The organism is Deinococcus alpinitundrae (assembly GCF_009982895.1).
Taxonomy (GTDB): domain Bacteria; phylum Deinococcota; class Deinococci; order Deinococcales; family Deinococcaceae; genus Deinococcus; species Deinococcus alpinitundrae.
Window position 1 is genome coordinate 51,074 of the sequence record NZ_WXZL01000011.1, and the last position, 18,091, is coordinate 69,164.

Sequence of the window (18,091 nt, forward strand, 5' to 3'; positions counted from 1 at the left end):
AGTATTTCACGTCGGCGCGGCCCGGCTCAATGCGGGCCAGATCACCCTGAATGCGGGATTTTCGATGTGCAGGGCGAATTTTTTCAGGGCTCTGTGCGGCGCGGGCGGCTAAGCTGCCGCCATGTCAAAGTCCTCAGTTCTCTTCCTCGGCGCTGTTCTGCTGGCCGGGTGCGGCGTGGTGCCGCTGCCCGCCGTTGGCATTCCCGATCAAGCTCTCAAGCTGCCCGCCAGCGCAGGCTTCGAGCAGTACGTCGCCTACGACGGCTCCGACGCTTTCGCGGGTACGTCGCTGCCCAGCCTGCTCAGCCAGGTGCGGGTCAGCGGTCAGGTGCAGTACGGCGGCATGGGTGATCTCAGCGAGGTGGCAGTGTACCTGCGCAGCAGCCTGCCGAGCTGCACCGCCCTGCCCGGCAGCAGCATGCAGCTGTGCGCGGTCAGCGGCGAGAGCGCCCAGAAGATCGGCACCCTCAGCCTCAAGGGCGGCGAGGTGACGGGCTTTCAGCTGTCCGGGTCGGCCCTCGACCGGGCGGCCAAGGCCGGACACGGGTATTTCGGGGTGCAGGCACTCTCGGGTGCAAGTCTGCCGGGCGACCAGCTCAAGCTCAGCGGCATGAAGGCCAGCGCCAGGCTCTAGCCCTTTAGCGTTGGCCCGGCGAGCTGACCGGCTGGCGGGCCGACAGTTCGCGCAGCACCTCGGCGGCGTGCTGGCCCGGCTCGGTGACGGTCCAGACCCGAACCACCGTTCCGGCCGGATCGATCAGGTAGGTGCAGCGCTGGCTCAGGCCCAGCCAGCCGCCGAGGCCGCCCAGCACTCCGTAGGCCCGGCAGACACGCTTTTCTGAGTCGGGCAGCAGCGCAAAACTCAGGTGGCAGGTGTCGCGAAACAGCGCCTGGCGGGCCTCGGTGTCACTGCTGACGCCGATGACCTGGGCCGAGCGCTGCTGGAAGTCGCCTATCAGCGTCTCGAACCCGGCGGCTTCCATGGTGCAGGCTGGGGTCATCGCTCTGGGAAAGAAGTAGAGCACCACCCACTGCCCGCGCAGCGCCAGCAGCGAGAGGAACTGGCCCTCATCGCTTCTGGCCTCGAACAGGGGCGCGGTCTGGCCGGGACGCAACATGCCCGATAGTATGCGGGGCCGGTAGGCGCGGGGCAAGGGGCTTATCATGGCCGGAGATGCCCCGCCCGCGCGCTCTGTTGACCCCTCTGCTGTCGCCGCTGCGCGCTTACGCCCAACCGCTCAGCGGGCCGCTGGTGGTGGGCGTCTCGGGTGGGGCCGACAGCGTGGCGCTCTTGCGGGCGCTGCTGCAAGTCGGCGCGTCGCCCATTGTGGCCCATCTTGATCATCAATTGCGGCCCGAGTCGGTCGCCGACGCCGAATGGGTGGCGGCGCTGTGCCGGGAATTGGGCGTGCCGTGCGAGCTGGGCAGCGCTCCGGTGGCGCGGGTGGCCGAGCAGCGTGGCTGGAGCACCGAGGAAGCGGCGAGGCGGCTACGCTACGACTTTCTGGCGCGCGTCGCCAAGCAGCGCGGCCTGAAGCTGATTCTGACGGCCCACACCCGCAACGACCAGGCCGAGACGGTGCTATGGCAACTGCTGCGCGGCGAGGCGGTGCTCAGCGGCATCGCCCCGGCACGCAGCACGCTGCGCCGTCCCTGGCTGGGGGTGGGGCGCGAGCAGATCGGAGCGGCCCTGGCGCACTGGCAGCAGCCCTGGCGCGAGGACGCCAGCAACGCCGACACCTGCTACACCCGCAACTGGCTGCGCCACGAGGTGCTGCCCCTCCTGCACACCCGCTTTCCGGGACTGGACGAGAGCTTGACCCGTCTGGCCCGCTACCAGGCCGAGGACGACGCCGTGCTGAGCGAGCTGGCTGGGCGCTTTACGCCGCACCTGCCGCGCCGGGGGCAGGCTCCGGCATTGCTCAGGCGCGTGGTGCGCCGCGAGTTGCAGCACGCAAGCCTGGACTTTCACGCCGCTCACCTCGACACGCTGGCCTCGGCCCTGGAACGGGGCGTGACCCATCACCTGACCCTGCCCGCAGGCCGCGATCTCAGCGTGATCGGCGGTCCCTTCCCTCAACTGGACCTGTCTCGCCCGGCTCCGGCCCCCCATGGGCTGCGTCCCGATTTCACCTTTCCGCCCGATTGGACCCTGAGACACCGCCGGGACGGCGACCGCATCCGTCTCAGCGGCGGCGAGCGCAAGGTCAGCGACGTGCTGAGCGATTTGCGTTTGTCCAGGGCTGAGCGTGACCGGCTGTGGCTGCTGGCCGCGCCTGGTGGCGTGCAGTGGCTCGGTACTCAGCCGCCGACCTGGGCGCTGGGCGCGCGCGCACAGGCCGGGTCAGGCTTTGGCCCCGAACAGCCTCTCTCAGGTGCAGAGGCCGATCACCACTTCATGGGCGAGGCGCTGGCACTGGCCGTGGCCGCGGCCCAGCGCGGCGAGGTGCCGGTGGGAGCGCTGGTGGTCTGCGGCGGGGCTGTGATCGCCTCGGCGGCCAACCGCAGCCGCGAACTCGGCGACATGACCCGGCATGCCGAACTCGGCGTCTTGAGGCAAGCGGCGCGGGTGGTCGGGCCGTATCTGACCGGCTGCACCCTTTACGTGACCCTGGAGCCGTGCCCGATGTGCCTGGGCGCGTCGATCGAGGCCCGGCTGGGGCGGCTGGTGTACGGGGCTGCCAACCCGCGTGCCGGGGCACTTGGCGGCGTCAGCGATCTGCTCGCGCATACCTGGGGCCACCCGCTGAGCGTCACTCCGGGCATAAGGGCCGCCCAGGCTGCCCAGCTTCTCAAGTCGGCCTTCGCCGGGTTTCGCGCTGCCGCACTATAAAGGTGTGGCCGGTGACTGGAGCGGAAATTGAAGCAATCCAGACGTGAAGAGAAGTTAAGACAGTGCTAAACTCTGAACTGTGTCCGCACCTGCCGCTTCCGCTGCGCCTCCCTCATCCGCTCCGCTGATCGTGCTGGCCGTGCTGGCCGCAGGCGGCGTTGCCTACGGCGTCGTGCTGCGCAATACCTCGCTGATCGTGGGCATGACGGTGCTGTGCGCGGCCCTCACCCAGCGGCTGGGCGGTTTGTGGAAGTGGCTGCCCATTGCCTTGTACGCGCTGGCTTTCACCGCCACGCTGGTGCTGGTCAAGACCAGGCTGGAGCCGTGGAGTCTGCTCGGCGCGCTGGCGCTGATTCTGGGTCTGGGGCTGCTCTCGATTCGTGAGGGGTCCAAGGCCCGTGAGACCGAGTGGCTGCACGACACCGTCAAGGCGCTCGAAGAGGGCAGTGTCAAGCTGGGCGAAGCCCGCGACGCTGAGGCGATTATCCGCGCGGGCATCGCCATTCTACAAAACCTGCGGGTGGCTCCGCACTTTGCCATGGTGGCCTACCGGCGCGGCACGCCGATGATCCTGGCGGCACGTGGGGCCTTCGAGCCGTTCATCGAGCAGCCGATCGTGCCGAGCGACAACGACAGCCGCAGCGTGCAGGCCGATCACTGGGTGGCCGAGGAGGTGCTGGCCCTGCTCAAGCGCCCGCAGCGTAAGACCCAACTGGTGGTCAACATTTATGGCCGCGCCACCCAGCACCTGGGCCTGATTTTGCTGACCCGCGAGGACCGCGAGTTCGAGGCTGACGAGAAGTCGGTGGTCGAGTCGTTCGCCCGCTTCCTCGGCGCGCAGCTCGGTCAGGTCTACGCCATCCGCGAACTGCGTGACGCCAACGACCTTACCCTTAAGGCGCTCGGCTTGGCCCTGGAACACCGTGACGACGACACCGGGGGTCACACCCAGCGGGTCATGACCCTGGCGCTGCGGTTGGCGGCCCGGCTCGGCTGGGACGACGAGCGCCTCAAGGCGGTGCGCTGGGGCGCGTACCTGCACGATCTGGGCAAGATTGCCGTGCCGGACGCCATCTTGCACAAGCGCGGCCCACTCGATCCCAACGAGCGCGCCTCAATGCAGCGTCACGTCACCATCGGCTACGACATGCTCCAAGACCTACACTTCCTGCCCGCCGAGACGCTCGATCTGGTGCGCTACCACCACGAGCGCTGGGACGGTGGCGGCTATCCCAGTGGGTTGCGTGGTCAGGACATTCCTGACGCTGCCCGGCTGTTTTCGATCATTGACGTGTACGACGCCCTGGTCAACGCCCGGCCCTACAAGCCCGTCTGGAGCCGCGAGCGCGCTTTGCAGGAGCTGCGCCGCCAGTCCGGCAGCCAGTTTGATCCGCAGTTCGTGGACGCCTTCCTCAGAATGATGTCCGAGCAGGACGACGCCAAGCTGGTACGCTGAGCCGAATTCACAGTCACCCAAAATCACAAGAAACCGAGTGGTTTGCAGCTGCAAAACGCCCGGCCCGGCTTCAAGATAAGGACATCTCATACAGACTCTGATTGAGACTGATTCATGGAACTGGTGAAATCCGATCCGCCCAGGAAGTGGGGTGGAGAGAGTGATTTCGTGGCATTCAGCACTCTACGAATGTCTTTTGGAGTTGTCGTCAAAACGCAAGCGCTTTTCTAACAACAGCTCTCATTGAGTGGAGTCCGTGTCACCCGGTGCGGCGGCGCTGGCTCAGGTGATCCGATACGCGGCGGACCCAGCGGTCCAGGCGGCTCGCTGTGGACCTTGAAGAGTCAGGGTGGCCCGGTGCGGCTGGCCATAGTGTGTTGAGTTGGGCTTTGGTCATGAGATCGAGGTCAGACTGATACATGAAGCCACTATGCAATTCTTGTTGTCACCCCATCATGACTTGATAGACAGAGACGATGGTCAAAGCCGATCTCTTTTTAAAGTTTCAAACGAAACGATTCATACTACGGCGATTTATTTAAGTCTGTATTTTTGGCCGCCGCATCGCCCAGTCAACGCCGAACGCCTGGCATTTGAAAGGCCACCGTCTCGCAAGCGGTCAGGGTGGGGCTTTTCCGTCCTGGCTCACCCTGCGGCCCGGCCCGGCCCGCTACACTGGTTCGTTATGCCCAGCCTCGCCGAGTCCAGCACCACCGACCCCAGCCCGCCGCCTGCTCGCTTCAAGCCCGAGGTCATGAGTCCAGTGGGCGGCTGGCCGCAATTGCGTGCCGCCGTGGAGGCCGGGGCCGACGCGGTGTTCTTCGGGGTGGAGGCGTTTCATGCCCGCGCCAAGGTGGGCTTTGACAATGAGGAACTGCCCGAGATCATGCGCTTTTTGCACGAGCGCGGCGTCAAGGGCTACGTCACCTTCAACGTGCTGGTCTTCGACCGCGAGCTGCGGGCCGCCGAGGCGCAACTGCTCCACCTCTCCGCCTGTGGGGTCGACGCCATCATCGTGCAGGATTTGGGCGTGGCGCGGCTGGCCGCCGAGGTGGTGCCGGATTTGCCGATTCACGGCTCCACCCAGATGAGCATCACCTCCGCCGAGGGCGCGCAACTCGCCCGCCGCTTCGGGGCCAGCCGGGTGGTGCTGGGCCGCGAGTTGAGCCTCACTGACATCGCCCGCATTCGCGCCGCGACGGATGTCGAGCTGGAAACCTTCGTTCACGGGGCGCTGTGCGTAAGCTACTCGGGGCAGTGCTTTTCGAGCGAGGCCTGGGGCGGGCGCAGCGCCAACCGGGGCCAGTGCGCCCAGGCCTGCCGTTTGCCCTACGACCTGTTCGTCGACGGCGTGCGCCGCGATCTCGGTGACGCCCGCTACCTGCTCTCGCCAGGTGACCTCTACGCGCTGCATCAGGTGCCGGAACTCGTCAAGATCGGGGTGCATTGCCTCAAGATCGAGGGCCGCTACAAGGACGCCGAATTCGTGGCGCTCACCACTGCCGCTTACCGTCAGGCCGTGGACGAGGCCTGGGCCGGGCTGCCACTGAGCGTCACGCCGCAGCAGGAGCAGGATCTGGCGCAGGTCTATTCACGGGGTCTGGGGCCGCACTTCATGGCCGGAACCAACCACCAGACCGTCGTGCGGGGCCGCGCACCGCGCCACCGGGGCGTGCGGGTCGGCACCGTGAAGGCACTGACGCCGCGTGGGGTGGTCGTGTCGCTGAGCGAGGCCCTCAAGCCCGGCGACGGCTTGGTATTTGATGCGGCCAACTGGCGTGCCCCCGAGGGCCGCGAGGAGGGCGGCTTTCTCTACGGTGGCTGGAGTGTTGGCGGCAAGAATAGCAGCGGGCAGGCCGGGCAACCGATGGAGGTGCTGAGCGCTGGGCAGGACATCGAGCTGCGCTTTGCCAAGGGAGCCGTCAACCCCGAGCGGGTGCGCCCTGGCGACTGGGTGTGGCGAACCCACGACCCGGCCCTGGACGCCCGTGTGCGTCCGCTACTCGAAAGCGCCGATCCGCTGTATACCCGCCCGCTGGCGATGCATTTCGTGGGCCGGGTGGGGGAGAGGCCCCGCCTGACGCTCACCGACGAAGTGGGCCGCCAGGTTACCGTGACGGGTGAGACGGTGCTCTCGGAAGCCAGAAACCGGGCGCTGGACGAGGCGACGCTGCGCGAACAGCTCGGCAAGCTGGGCAGCACCCCGCACCACCTGAGCGAACTGACGGTGGAGCTGACCGGCGCGGGCTTCTTGCCAGTCAGTGCCCTGAACGCCCTGCGCCGCGAGGCCACGGCCTGCCTCAGCGAGTTGCGCGGGCAAGTGCCGGAGCGCCGCGCCAACCCCCTGCTGGACATCAGCAGCGGTGCTGCGTCCAGTAGTGCGGTCAGCCGTGGGCCGCGCCTGCACCTGCTGGTCCGCACCCCGGCGCAGCTCGAAGCGGCCATCGCGGCGCGGCCGGGGAGCATCACGCTCGATTACCTCGAACTCTACGGTCTCAAACCCAGCGTGGAGCAGGTGCGGGAAGCCGGGATCGCGGTGCGGGTCGCCAGTCCGCGTATTCTCAAGCCCACTGAGCAGAACCTCGAGAAATTCCTGCTGTCACTGGGGGCCGAGCTGCTGGTGCGCTCCGGCGGCTTGCTGGAAGGCTTGCAGGACGCTCCGAACCGGCCTGCTCTGGTGGGCGACTTCAGCTTGAACGCCGCCAACGCCCTGAGCACCCGCGCGCTGCTGGCGCTGGGCCTGGAGCGGGTCACGCCCACCCACGACCTCAACGCCGAGCAGATCAGCGATCTGGCCGGGCTGGTGGGACCGGAGAAGCTCGAGGTGATCGCCTACGGCCACCTGCCGGTCTTTCACACCGAGCACTGCGTGTTCTGCCGCTTCCTGAGCAGCGGCACCGACTACACCAACTGCGGTCACCCGTGCGAGACGCATCAACTGGCCCTGCGCGACGAGCGCGGTCATCTGCATCCGGTGATGGCCGACGTGGGCTGCCGCAACACCGTGTTCGAGGGTCGTGCCCAGAGCGGGGCGGCGCACCTCGGGGACTGGCTTTCCGGGGGTCTGCGCGACTTCCGCCTCGAATTCGTCCATGAGAGCGCCGCCGAGGTCGCGCAGGTCGTCGCTGCCCACCGCGCCTTCTTCGCGGGCCGTCTCAGCGCGGCTGAACTGGCCGGGCAACTGGCCGCCGTCGGCCCCGGCAGCACCGAGGGCAGCTTCTACGTGCCAGGCGACTTCGGGGCTGGTCTGCCTGCGCCCGACGCCTTCGCCGGACTGCTGGCACTGCCGGTTCTCTGAACAGAGAGACAGGACGAAGAGCAAGCACACCCAAAGGCCAACACCACCGAGCAAGTCAGGTGGTGTTGGCCTTTTTTGGTGAAGTGCTTACTGCAAGGTGATCTTATCGGCCGACAGGGTGCCTTCGGTGATGCGGCCCTCTATGGCGAGCTTCTGGCCTGTGCGGTTGGTGCCCCAGAACTCGTCGGCGGTGCTGGCCACGTTGTCCACGCCCTCGTACACCGTGTTGTCGCTAACGTTGACGACGTAGTTCTTGTCATCCTCGTCGAGGGTCGTAGTCTTGGCGGCCCCGTCAAAGGCGCTGAGGGTGCCTTCCAGGCCGTCGCCATGTCGGCTGGTGCAGGCGGTGTCGCCGTTGGCTAGGTTGCTGTCGTTTGTGTCCGCTGTGCCGGGAACAGCCGAGTTGGGAGCGGTCAAGTGCGTGCTGCTGGTGTCAGTCGTAGTCGTATCGGTGGTGGTTTTGGATCTGGGAGTGCAGCCCGCTATCAGGCCACAGGTCAGTAAAAGTAGCAAGGTCTTGTTCATGCCGTTATGCTGACCGAGCCTCCCGCGAGGGACGAAAGAATTCCATCGCAGCTTTATCTGAGCGTGGCGCTCACCAGAGCCGATCTTCACTTTGCCCGCCAACGGTGCTGCGGTGTTACGACGCCGAATTGTTCATGGTTGGCTGGAGGTCTACACAGCTTTGCCCTGCCGGGTCACGTGGCCTTGAGGGTGACCTGTAGTGTGGGTCATGCCGATTGACGCGCCGCCGAGAACCCACCATCCGGACGCGGGCGCACCCGCCAGGCAAGCTGTAGATTTGATCGACTCTGCTCCACCCAAGCCCCCCAAAGTCGAGCGCCACGACCTCGCCCGGCGCGAACATCACACCAATACCGGAATCCGGGCCGTCGAGCGCTACGAGGTGCATGCGGCGGGGCTGGCGGTGGTTCGCCCCTTCAAGGCCCACCCGCGCATCCGCGCCTGGCAGGCCCACCTGCTGCCTGCGCTGGGGCTGCAAATCTGCCGCTACGAGTTTCACGGGCCGCGTGAGCACGATTACTACATCGATCTGGCGACCATCAGCGAGTCGGGCGGTGTCTGGACCCTGACCGATCACTACCTGGACGTGCTGGTCTGGGAGGGCACACGCGCCGAACTGATCGATGAGGACGAATTTCTGGCGGCGGTGCAGGCCGGGTATCTCAGCGCCACGCAGGCAAGCGCCGTGCGAGCCCAGGCCCAGGCGCTTCTACGCGGGCTGGCCGAACATGGCCACGATCTTCAGGCGTATCTGGCAGCCCAGGGCGTGCATCTAAAGTGGATTGACCAGGACAGAGCAGGTTGGAGCGCAGCAGACCAGCTCGAGGCGGACAGGAGCTGGGAGCTGGGCAGAACGTTGGTAGGCCAGGGCTGAGCCCGCTTTGTCTGGCGGCGCTCAACGTTCCAGAAACGCCTGGACCCGCTCCTCCAGCACCGAGGCGTCCATCAGAAAGGCGTCGTGGCCATGTGGACTCTCCAGTTCCCAGTAGGTCGCCCGGGGCAGTCGCCCGGCCTGCTCGCGCACTTCCCAGGCCGGATAGAGCTGGTCGCTGGAAATGCCCACCACCAGCGTGGGCGTCTGCATCAGCTTCAGCTCGGCGTCGGTCAGCTGAAAGCGGTCCATCGCATTGGTGAGCGCCAGATAGCTGCGCTCGCAAAAGCGGTCGGCCAGTTTCTGCCCCTGGTACTCGAGGTAGGTGCTGATGGCCGCCTGCCCCACCCGGCGCGCACTCGGCCCGGCCTGGGTCTGGGCAAAGCTCTGCGGACTGCGGTAACTCAGCATGGCGATCTGGCGGGCGACTTGCAGCCCCGCGCCGCCGGGGGCCGCCCGAATGGCGCTGCGGGCGGCGGTGTTCAGCCCGGTGGCCCAGGGCGAGTGCCGCGCCGGAGCGCCGATGATGACTGCCTTGGTCACCAGATCGGGAAAAGTATTCAGCCAGGCATACGCCTGCATGCCGCCCATGCTGCCGCCTACCACGCTGACGCGCTCCACGCCGAGGTGACGCAGCAGTTCGCGCTGAAGGCGCACCATGTCACGCAAGGACAGCTCATCCGTGCCCAGCTCAGTGGGGCCGCTGGTGCCCGCACAGCCCCCCAGCACGTTGCTACACACAATGAAGTCGCGCGCCGGATCGAGCGCCTTGCCCGCGCCGAACAGCCCCGGCCACCACTGATGCACGGCGCTGTCGCCGGTCAGGGCGTGCAGCACCAGCACGGCCTCGCGGCTGGGAGTGCCGTAGCTGTGGTAGGCCACCCGCACGTCGCTGACGACCTGCCCACTGTCGAGCAGCAGCGGGGCCGTGCGAAACAGGACCACCGAACATCGCTGCGGCGCTTCGCCCGGCGGCGGGGCGGCAGTGGGGGCCACCGCTGCCGCCGCCGTCACACCGGCTCCGGCACACGGACGAGGGCCTGGGCGAAGTCCTCCTTGATGTCCTCAAAGTGCTCGATGCCCACCGACACCCGCACCAGGCCGGGGGTCACGCCCGCCAAGGTCTGCGCACCCTCGTCGAGCTGCGAGTGGGTGGTGCTGGCCGGGTGGATGACCAGGGTTTTGGTATCGCCCACGTTGGCGACGTGCTGCGCCAGCTTGACCCGTTCGATGAAGGCTTCTCCGGCTGCCCGGCCCCCCTTCAGCTCGAAGGTCAGTACCCCGCCCCCGCCGCGCGGCAGGTACTTTTTGGCCCGCTCGAAGTGGGGGTGCGCCTCCAGGCCCGGATAGGTCACCTGGCTGACTTCCGGCTGCTCCTGAAGCCAGCGGGCCAGGCTCAAGGTGTTCTGAGCGTGGCGCTCGCCGCGCAGCGACAGGGTTTCTAGGCCCTGAATGAAGTTCCAGGCCTGCTGCGGTGCGAGCGTCGGCCCCAGGTCACGCAGGCCCTCGGTGCGGGCGCGCAGGATGAAGGCCAGGTTGGGGAGGCCCAGCGCATTGCCCTCACCGAAGGCTTCCCAGAAGTTCAGGCCGTGGTAGCTGGGGCTGGCTTCGGTCATCAGCGGGTAGCGCCCGTTGCCCCAGTCGAAGTGGCCGCCGTCCACGATGACGCCGCCGATGCCGTTGCCGTGCCCGCCGATCCACTTGGACGCGCTCTCGACCAGAATGTCTGCGCCGTGCTTTAGCGGCTGGCAGAAGTACCCGCCCGCCCCGAAGGTGTTGTCCACGATCACGGCCACGCCCTGGGCGTGCGCGGCGGCGGCAATCGGTTCAAAGTCGGGGACGTTGAGCGCCGGATTGCCGATGGTCTCCAGATACACGGCACGGGTCTTGTCGTCGATCAAGGCGGCAAATTCCTCGGGGGTTTCCTGGCTCGACGTGAAGCGCACCTCGATGCCCAGCCGCGAGAGCGTCACCTTGAACTGGTTGACGGTGCCGCCGTAGAGGTTCGGCGTGCTGACGATGTTGTCCCCGGCTTGGGCCAGCGTGGTAATCGCCAGAAACTGCGCGGCATGCCCACTGGCGACGGCCAGCGCGCCCACCCCGCCTTCCAGCGCGGCGATGCGCTGCTCGAACACGTCGGTGGTGGGGTTCATGATGCGCGAGTAGATGTTGCCGAAAGCCTGCAAGCCGAACAGTTTGGCGGCGTGCTCCGCCGACTCGAAGACGTAACTGTTGGTGTTGTAGATCGGCACGGCCTGAGCGCCGGTAGCGGGGTCGGGTTTCTGTCCGGCGTGAACTTGCAGGGTCTCGAAGCGCTGGGTGTTCGTCATGGTGTCGACCTCCGGGTGGGTCTGAAGAGTTTCGCCGGGGCCAACAAAAAGCCCCTCGCCTGACTGGAGGGAGGGAAGCGCTGTACGCTAGGAGCCCTGCCCTTATCGTTCCCGCCGCGCCGTTATCGTTAACGCTGCGCTGGGGGGTATGGAGAGCACCGTTGCCGTGATGAGGGCCGGTTGCTGCGCCGATCAATGAGCCATGTCTCTCGGGCGCTCTGGATAAGAGTGTTCTCGCCGCCGGGCAATCTGCACGAAGTCAGGGCTGCCGGGTGGTCAGGAACGTCGGGCATCTTAGCGTGTGGGGGCGGAGGGGTCAACCGGGCGGAAGAATCCACTCTTCAGGCGACGCGTGCCCGTTGTGCCCGGCCCGCGATCGCCTCGCCCAGGCCGATGGCCCCGACGCCCAGCAGCAGGTGAAACACCTGAATAACCCAGTGCAGGTCGCCGGGCAGCATCTTGAGCTGCGAGCTGCCGACGCCCGGCACGACCAGGCTCCAGATGATGGCCAGGATGAGCAGCCCCGGAGAGACGCGCTGCCCGAAGCCGAGGACGGCCATCAGCAACAGGGCGATGGACACCAGATACCCCAGCCCCTGGTGGGCGCTCAGCAGGCCGTAGCCGCTGCCACTCCAGAAGGTCAGACCCAGGCCCAGGGCGACGAGACCGGCGATGCGAATGATCCAGCGGAGAATGGGGATGGCAGTGTTCATGACGGACTCCTGTGGGGACGGGGGATTTGAAGTGCAGAGGCGGGAAAACCGGACTCATGGTAAGCGCTCGCCGCCGGGGAAATCAGGGACGTTCGCTGCCCTGCGAGGAGACGTCGGGCCCGCCGGGCGGACCTACCGCGCAGCTCGGTGGATAGACCGCGCCGCTGGAATGGGTGTCTCAGCCATGTAGGCGCGCTTGGGCAGGGTCTGTTCGGATGGGTAGGGAAGCCGATTCGCATTCTCCTCGTCTGGAAGGATGTTCTACTTTTCCTCTCGTTCCTAGACCCGCCTGCCCGCTGAGTCAGATGAAACCGGTGTCCAGAGACGAGTTTTATCGGCGTCGGGATCAGAAGCGGTACTTGACGCCCAGCAGCGCCTTGAACACCGTGCCGGGGCGCTCCGGAGCGGCTTGACTCACCGCCTTGGCAGTGCCGAGGTACTGATCCAGGCCCAGTTCGGCAATGAAGCTGAAGGCATTGGTGAGCAGGTAGCCGACCTGTGCGCCCACGCCCAGACCCAGCGCGCCAGCGTTTGCTTCGTTGCTCGGGTCGCCGGAACCGTCTGGGCGCAGGATAAGTTGCCCGTAGCGCGGCCCGCCGTAGACACTGGTCGCCACGCCCGGCACCGGCTGGCCGAAATTGTAGGTGGCGTCCAGGCCGTAGGTGAGCAGGGTCAGGTGCGCCTGCTGCCCGCCGACCGGTGATGGGTCGCTGCCGCTGCGCCCCAGGCTCAGGCGCACGCCGAGCGGCCCCAGCAGATCGGCGCGGCTGACCGTGACCTGAATGCTGCCGCCCGCCGCGTAGCCCCCGGTCAGGCCAACCTCGACCGTGCTCAGAAACGGCGAACTGAAAGCGGCACCGGGCGAGGCAAACGGCTGGGCAGTGTCGGGTGGGGTGCTGACTGGCTGGGCGCTGGCGGCAGCCGCGAGGCTGAGGGCAACCAGCGTCAGCGACGAGCGGACGGCGTGCATACCGCTACCCTGGCCCACCTGCCGAGCGCCGTGCTGAAAACAGGCTGAGGTGGTCTTCACAGTCCGGGGCGCCGCGCTGCTGGCAGCCTGTTTCGGCAGGGGGAGTTTTGACAGGTCTTTGACGCCCCCTCTCTACGCTCCGGGGCAAAGTGCTCCCGCCCGATCAGGGAGCAGGCTGCACAGGGCCGGGGGAAAGCGTTTGGACGAGGAGGGTGGGGCAACGGGCGAGGAGCACAGAAGAGCCGCAGGCTTCAAAGGGGAATGATGAAACATCCATTTGCCGTAGTCGCCGTAGTCTTTTTGCTGAGCGCCGTGCTGGTGGGCTGCTCCAAGGGAAGTGTCACTCCCGAACCGCCGCCGGGCGACACGTCGCTGTTCACGGCGGCCAACGCCTGGCCGGGCAGCGTGCCGGACGACGCCACCCTGCTGGCGCAAGACGAGTTCGCGGTCAAAGTCAAGAGTGGGGCGCTGCAACTGGTCAGCGCCCAAGACTTGGCTGGACAGGAAAAGCAGTGGCGCGACCAGTACGCTCGGGATCAGGCGTTTCTGAACGCCATTCCCCTGGACCAGCGCAGCCCCGATGTGGACGCGCTGCTGAGCGAGACGCCCGATCTGCCGCAGACGCCCGGCGGCGACTACATCATCACCGTGTCCAACAACGACGGCACCACCTTCAACACCATCACTCTGGGCAAGCAGAGCCGGATGCGCCAGATTGTCGAAACCTACAAGCAGGCCAGTAAAGTGCGTTTTGAAACTCGCTCTAGTGGGATTCAAAACGCTGCTAAACGGCGGACCATCAGGCGAATCATGACTTGGTAGACGAGGTTCTCCGATGTCGCGGGGAGTGCTTCAAAGCCCCGACTCATTCGTCTGGATTTCCCTCACCAAGCGAAGGTGCGCTTAACAATCCAGCGCCGCTTCAGCATGACGAAGCCAACTGGTTTTTCAATCACGGGTGCAGGTTGCCCTTTCTCCACCCAGGTCCAGAGGTTTCCAGACCAGGGGTGCTTGACGATCTCTACCGTCCATCCCATGACCTGCTTGACTGCGGCGATCAGCTTTCCGGTATAGCCTGCGTCTGCCCACACGTGCTGCATAGGAGGAAACACATTCCGCACCTTATCAAACAGGAGGACCGCGCCAGCGCAGTCCTGAATGTCCGCTTCGTGGACCACGACACCCATCACCAACCCCAAGGTATCGACGAGCACGTGACGTTTGCGACCGCTGACCTTCTTGCCGCCGTCGTCGCCTCGAGAACCACCGGCCTCGGTGGTCCGCACTGATTGGCGATCAATGATGGCCGCGCTTGGCGTGGGATCACGACCCAGCGCCACACGGACCCGTTCTCGCAAGGTCGTATGGCGTTGTTCCCACCGCCCAGCAATACGCCAGTTCCGGTGATATCCATAAACCGTTTCCCAGGGTGGAAGATCATGTGGCATCAGTCGCCAAGCATTCCCTCCCCGCAGAACATAGAACATCCCATCCAAAATGTCGCGGAGCGACCACATTCGCGGTCGCCCTGTTTGGCATGGCTGCGGTAAGAGGGGTTCCGGCACGGCCCATTCCTCATCGCTCAAATCACTGCTGTACGTCCGGCGCGTCATTCATCAGCCTACAGCCGCATCCTCTGGACTTTCAAAACGCACTTTAGCGCCGACAACGCGCTCGCGACTTACCAGGCCGCCTACGACGCCTCGCCAGTGGACATTCAGCGCCGGGCCGCTGCGCCGGGCAGCCTGAGCGGCAAGTCGGTCGGCGAGGTGACCGACGCGCTCGACAGCCTGGACGATCTGCTCGCCAGTGTCGAGAACCTCGACAACACCCGCCTGGAGCTGCATGAACCTCGGCGGGATCGGGGCCCAGACGCTGACGCCGCAGGCCGGATCGGGACCTGGCAACGGCGTGGACACGGCGGGCACCTGCACGCCTTCGGCCAGCGGCATCACCAGCAACTTCTGGTGGCCCCAGAAGCGCTTCACCACGCCCATCAAGCAGCAGGGCATGCGCTGGGGCTTTGCCGCCGTCGCCGGCCTCGAAAGCCGCGAACTGGTCGTCAATGGCTAGACGCTCAACCTCAGCGAGCAGTACCTGGTCAACAAGAACAAGCGTAACTACGATCCCAGCGATTTCTGGGACGGCTACAGCGCCGAGTCGGCCCTCCAGAACATGCTCAGCCACAACGACAAGGTGCCGGGCGAGGGAGCCTGGACCTACAATCAGGCCTACGGCCGGCCCAGCACCGCCTTCGATTCGGGCGTGGCCGGAACCGCCGCCTCGTACGCCAATCCCTGCTCCAACTACAGCGGCTACTGCTCCAAGACGCCCCACGAAAGCCCACGCTACTGCACCACCGTGCCGATTCTGGGTACCTTTTGCGGATACTACACCGTCAACAATGTGGGGGGCGGCGTGGTCGGCAGCACCACCGTCTGGCACAACCTCTGGTCCGGCTCCTCGGCCCACAACCGCCGCAACCACTTTCCGGTCAATACCCTGCGGGCGCTGCTCGCCAACGGTCAGCCGCTGCTGGCCTCGTTCGGCGTCTACAAGGGCTGGGACAGTGCCGGGGCGACCGGCGGTTTCGTGACCAACTTCAGCAAAACCGGCGGGCGCCGCGGCCACGTCGTGCTGATGACCGGCTACATCTCGAACGCCCGGCTGGCCCAGCGCCTGCCCAATGCTCCTGCAGGATCGGGCGGCGGCTACTTCATTATCAAGAATTCCTGGGGTTGCGGCGCGGGTGACGCCGGGTACTACTACCTGCCGGTGGACTACGTCACCAAGTACTTCTCCGATCTCTCGCGGCTCAACATGCCCTCCACCCGATCGGCCAAGTGGAACACCGAGGTCGTGCAGGGCGGCGGCAGCAGCGGCCCGCAGGTCAGCCTCACCGCGCCGATCAGCTTTTCCGGCGGCATTCAGTTTCCCGTCTACTTCAACTTCCAGAAGCCCAAGACCTTCACCGCCCGCGTGGCCGACCAGACCGACGGCCAGAACTGCTGCTCAAGCAGTGTGGTGTAGACCTCTTCCAAACTCGGGCAAGTTGGAACTGGCAGCAGCGTCAATCTGAACCTGGCGGCCAGCGGTGCGAACGACACAATCACCGTTTCGGCCAAGGACTCAGACGGCAACCCCGGCCAGCTCAGCCTCACGGTGTATGACGGCGGCTACCCGCTGCTGACCCTGCTCTATCCGACGCCCGGTCGACCCTGCCGCTCAAGACGCCCACCCAACTTCAGGCCTCGGCAGTGCAGTTCCTGGGCGGCCAGGGCAACGACCAGGCCATCGACTGCGCGCCGACCATCTGAACCAGCAGCAACAGCACCGAAGGCCCCTGGATAGCCTGCTCGCCCAGCGTCAGCTTCGCCACGTCCGGTCCGCGCACCCTGACGGCCAAGCTGACCTACGATGGCCGCACCGACACCAAGTCGGTGGCGATCATGGTGGCGCAGGCTCCGGCTCCGCCCACCCCCAAGGTGTCAGTGAAAATCACCGCGCCCACCTTGCCCTACAGCGTCAGGACCTACGCTTCCAGCGCGATTGTCAATTTTGCCGGATCGGTGACGCTCGACAATGTCTCGGCGTCGTGTGCCACGCTGGTGTGGAAAGCGGTGAGCACCGCCCACACCTACACCGCCACCGGCTGCGCTCCCAAGATCGATATGGCGATCGGGACGTATACCGTGACCGCCACTTACACCAACGGTGCGGCCCAGGGATCGGCCAGCGGGACGGTGGCGGTGATTCAGGCCGTGATCGGCTGATGGCCAGGGAGGACTGGGCGTGCTCTCGGCTCAGGCCTCCATCCTCCCCACGGCCTGCCCGGTCGAGAAAGCGCTTCTTCTTTGGCGAATACTTTCAACGCAAGCAGCACCTGGGAAGTATCCAGGTGCTGCTTGCGTCTGTTCCCGGCAGCTTGTATGACCGAGTCACCTGCAGCCATCAGCCGGTTTCTGAATCGCCCTCGGTGGAGGGTGCCTGGACTGATGCTGCTGGCCGCTTTACAGTCTGACCACCATCTTGCCAGTGTTCTGGCCGTTGAGCAGGCCCATGAAGGCCCCCGGCGTGTTCTCAATGCCTTCGACGACGGTCTCGTCGTGGTGCAGTTCGCCAGACGCGATCCAGCCGCCGACCTCCTGCACGAACGCCCCGAACAGGTGGCTATAGCTGCCGACGATAAAGCTTTTGAGCGTCAATTGCTTGCCGATGGCCAACGCCAGGTTGCGCGGGCCGCTCACCGGCTGAGCCGCGTTGTACTGGCTGATGGCCCCGCACAGCGCCGCGCGTCCGAAGGTGTTGAAGCTGCTCAGGGCCGCTTCCAGATGCTCGCCGCCCACGTTGTCGAAGTACACGTCGATGCCGTTCGGCGCGGCCTCGCGCAGCTGCCTGAGCACCGGAGCGTCTTTGTAGTCGAAGGCGGCGTCAAAGCCCAGTGCGCCGGTCAGGTGCGCCACCTTCTCCGGCGATCCGGCGCTGCCGATGACCCGCCCGGCCCCCTTAAGCCGGGCGATCTGACCTGCGGCGCTGCCCACCGCGCCCGCCGCGCCCGATACGAACACCACGTCACCCGGCTTGAAGGCGGCAACCTCCAGCAGCCCGGCGTAGGCGGTCAGGCCCGGCATGCCCAGAACACCCAGATAGGCGCTGGGTGAGACACCGGCCTGCACGTCGAGCTTGCGCGCCGCCTGAGCGGGCAGCAGCGCGTGGGTGCGCCAGCCCCGGTCGTGCAGCACCAGATCGCCCACCTTGAGGTCGTCTGCGCCCGAGGCCAGCACCTCGCCCACCGCGCCGCCAGTCATGGTTTCGTTCAGTGCGAAGGGCGGGGTGTACGACTTGACGTCGTTCATGCGGCCGCGCATGTAGGGATCGACCGTCAGGTAAAGGTTGCGCACCAGCACCTCACCGCTCTCCGGCTGACCGAGTTCGTTCTCGATGAGCGCGAAGTCGCTGTCTTTCGGTGCACCCTGGGGACGGGCGGCCAGTTGAATCTCGCGAGAAATGGTGCGCTGGATAGAAGTCATGCCGGTATTGGGCCGCCCCACTGTCCGCTCAACTGTGAATTAGGCTACGGTTTGAAGTGTCGGGC

17 protein-coding genes, 1 pseudogene and 1 riboswitch are annotated in these 18,091 nt (G+C 66.1%); of the genes and pseudogenes, 9 read left to right on the forward strand and 9 right to left on the reverse strand.

Annotation, left to right across the window (positions count from 1 at the left end):
- Nucleotides 1–121 precede the first annotated feature (121 nt).
- Nucleotides 122–634, forward strand: coding sequence for a hypothetical protein (locus GUI70_RS11865; RefSeq protein WP_161882527.1), 513 nt, complete (start codon nucleotides 122–124; stop codon nucleotides 632–634).
- A 4-nt stretch (nucleotides 635–638) separates the two neighbouring features.
- Here GUI70_RS11865 and GUI70_RS11870 read toward each other — a convergent pair whose 3' ends face one another.
- Entirely contained in the window at nucleotides 639–1,118 is a 480-nt protein-coding gene (locus GUI70_RS11870) for a peroxiredoxin (RefSeq protein WP_161882528.1), read from the reverse strand.
- A 56-nt stretch (nucleotides 1,119–1,174) separates the two neighbouring features.
- On the opposite strand from GUI70_RS11870, the gene tilS reads away from it, so the two are divergent.
- The 3 genes from tilS (at nucleotide 1,175) to GUI70_RS11885 (ending at nucleotide 7,587) form a co-directional block, all read left to right on the forward strand.
- Nucleotides 1,175–2,833: a tRNA lysidine(34) synthetase TilS gene (gene tilS, locus GUI70_RS11875; protein WP_161882529.1), complete on the forward strand. Its 1,659-nt coding sequence runs from the start codon at nucleotides 1,175–1,177 to the stop codon at nucleotides 2,831–2,833.
- A gap of 79 nt (nucleotides 2,834–2,912) precedes the next feature.
- Entirely contained in the window at nucleotides 2,913–4,289 is a 1,377-nt protein-coding gene (locus tag GUI70_RS11880; RefSeq protein WP_237724862.1) for an HD-GYP domain-containing protein, read from the forward strand.
- Between the two features lie 685 nt (nucleotides 4,290–4,974).
- On the forward strand, nucleotides 4,975–7,587 hold the full coding sequence (locus tag GUI70_RS11885) for a U32 family peptidase (RefSeq protein WP_438503487.1): 2,613 nt from the start codon (nucleotides 4,975–4,977) through the stop codon (nucleotides 7,585–7,587).
- An 87-nt stretch (nucleotides 7,588–7,674) separates the two neighbouring features.
- Here the strand turns inward: GUI70_RS11885 and GUI70_RS11890 are convergent, their stop codons facing one another.
- Nucleotides 7,675–8,004: a hypothetical protein gene (locus tag GUI70_RS11890; RefSeq protein ID WP_161882530.1), complete on the reverse strand. Its 330-nt coding sequence runs from the start codon at nucleotides 8,002–8,004 to the stop codon at nucleotides 7,675–7,677.
- Between the two features lie 316 nt (nucleotides 8,005–8,320).
- On the opposite strand from GUI70_RS11890, the gene GUI70_RS11895 reads away from it, so the two are divergent.
- The gene (locus GUI70_RS11895; RefSeq protein ID WP_161882531.1) at nucleotides 8,321–8,986 is read left to right on the forward strand and encodes a DUF402 domain-containing protein; all 666 of its coding nucleotides are present in this window, start codon (nucleotides 8,321–8,323) and stop codon (nucleotides 8,984–8,986) included.
- 21 nt (nucleotides 8,987–9,007) lie between these two features.
- Here the strand turns inward: GUI70_RS11895 and GUI70_RS11900 are convergent, their stop codons facing one another.
- From GUI70_RS11900 to GUI70_RS11915, 4 genes are all read right to left on the reverse strand, one after another.
- The gene (locus tag GUI70_RS11900; protein ID WP_202630467.1) at nucleotides 9,008–9,997 is read right to left on the reverse strand and encodes a homoserine O-acetyltransferase family protein; all 990 of its coding nucleotides are present in this window, start codon (nucleotides 9,995–9,997) and stop codon (nucleotides 9,008–9,010) included.
- Nucleotides 9,994–11,313, reverse strand: a complete 1,320-nt coding sequence (locus tag GUI70_RS11905) for an O-acetylhomoserine aminocarboxypropyltransferase/cysteine synthase family protein (RefSeq protein ID WP_161882532.1) — start codon at nucleotides 11,311–11,313, stop codon at nucleotides 9,994–9,996. Before GUI70_RS11905 ends, GUI70_RS11900 begins: the two co-directional genes overlap by 4 nt.
- Nucleotides 11,314–11,412: 99 nt before the next feature.
- A riboswitch (SAM riboswitch) is annotated at nucleotides 11,413–11,542 on the reverse strand.
- Nucleotides 11,543–11,654: 112 nt separating this feature from the next.
- Nucleotides 11,655–12,026, reverse strand: coding sequence for a hypothetical protein (locus GUI70_RS11910; protein ID WP_161882533.1), 372 nt, complete (start codon nucleotides 12,024–12,026; stop codon nucleotides 11,655–11,657).
- A 346-nt stretch (nucleotides 12,027–12,372) separates the two neighbouring features.
- Complete coding sequence (locus GUI70_RS11915; RefSeq protein WP_161882534.1) at nucleotides 12,373–12,996, reverse strand: outer membrane beta-barrel protein; 624 nt, start codon at nucleotides 12,994–12,996, stop codon at nucleotides 12,373–12,375.
- A gap of 264 nt (nucleotides 12,997–13,260) precedes the next feature.
- On the opposite strand from GUI70_RS11915, the gene GUI70_RS11920 reads away from it, so the two are divergent.
- Nucleotides 13,261–13,818, forward strand: coding sequence for a hypothetical protein (locus GUI70_RS11920; RefSeq protein WP_161882535.1), 558 nt, complete (start codon nucleotides 13,261–13,263; stop codon nucleotides 13,816–13,818).
- Here GUI70_RS11920 and GUI70_RS11925 read toward each other — a convergent pair.
- Nucleotides 13,770–14,609, reverse strand: a pseudogene (locus GUI70_RS11925) (IS5 family transposase). The gene GUI70_RS11920 and the pseudogene GUI70_RS11925 overlap by 49 nt on opposite strands.
- 232 nt (nucleotides 14,610–14,841) lie before the next feature.
- Between GUI70_RS11925 and GUI70_RS11930 the strand changes: the two are divergent.
- A complete protein-coding gene (locus GUI70_RS11930) occupies nucleotides 14,842–15,069 on the forward strand; it encodes a hypothetical protein (protein ID WP_161882536.1) in 228 nt (75 codons plus the stop codon).
- A 102-nt stretch (nucleotides 15,070–15,171) separates the two neighbouring features.
- Complete coding sequence (locus GUI70_RS11935; protein ID WP_161882537.1) at nucleotides 15,172–16,026, forward strand: C1 family peptidase; 855 nt, start codon at nucleotides 15,172–15,174, stop codon at nucleotides 16,024–16,026.
- Between the two features lie 214 nt (nucleotides 16,027–16,240).
- Here the strand turns inward: GUI70_RS11935 and GUI70_RS25005 are convergent, their stop codons facing one another.
- The gene (locus GUI70_RS25005) at nucleotides 16,241–16,375 is read right to left on the reverse strand and encodes a hypothetical protein (protein WP_272952872.1); all 135 of its coding nucleotides are present in this window, start codon (nucleotides 16,373–16,375) and stop codon (nucleotides 16,241–16,243) included.
- A 112-nt stretch (nucleotides 16,376–16,487) separates the two neighbouring features.
- On the opposite strand from GUI70_RS25005, the gene GUI70_RS11940 reads away from it, so the two are divergent.
- A complete protein-coding gene (locus GUI70_RS11940) occupies nucleotides 16,488–16,769 on the forward strand; it encodes a hypothetical protein (protein ID WP_161882538.1) in 282 nt (93 codons plus the stop codon).
- 237 nt (nucleotides 16,770–17,006) lie between these two features.
- Here the strand turns inward: GUI70_RS11940 and GUI70_RS11945 are convergent, their stop codons facing one another.
- On the reverse strand, nucleotides 17,007–18,026 hold the full coding sequence (locus tag GUI70_RS11945; protein WP_161882539.1) for an NADP-dependent oxidoreductase: 1,020 nt from the start codon (nucleotides 18,024–18,026) through the stop codon (nucleotides 17,007–17,009).
- Nucleotides 18,027–18,091 lie beyond the last annotated feature (65 nt).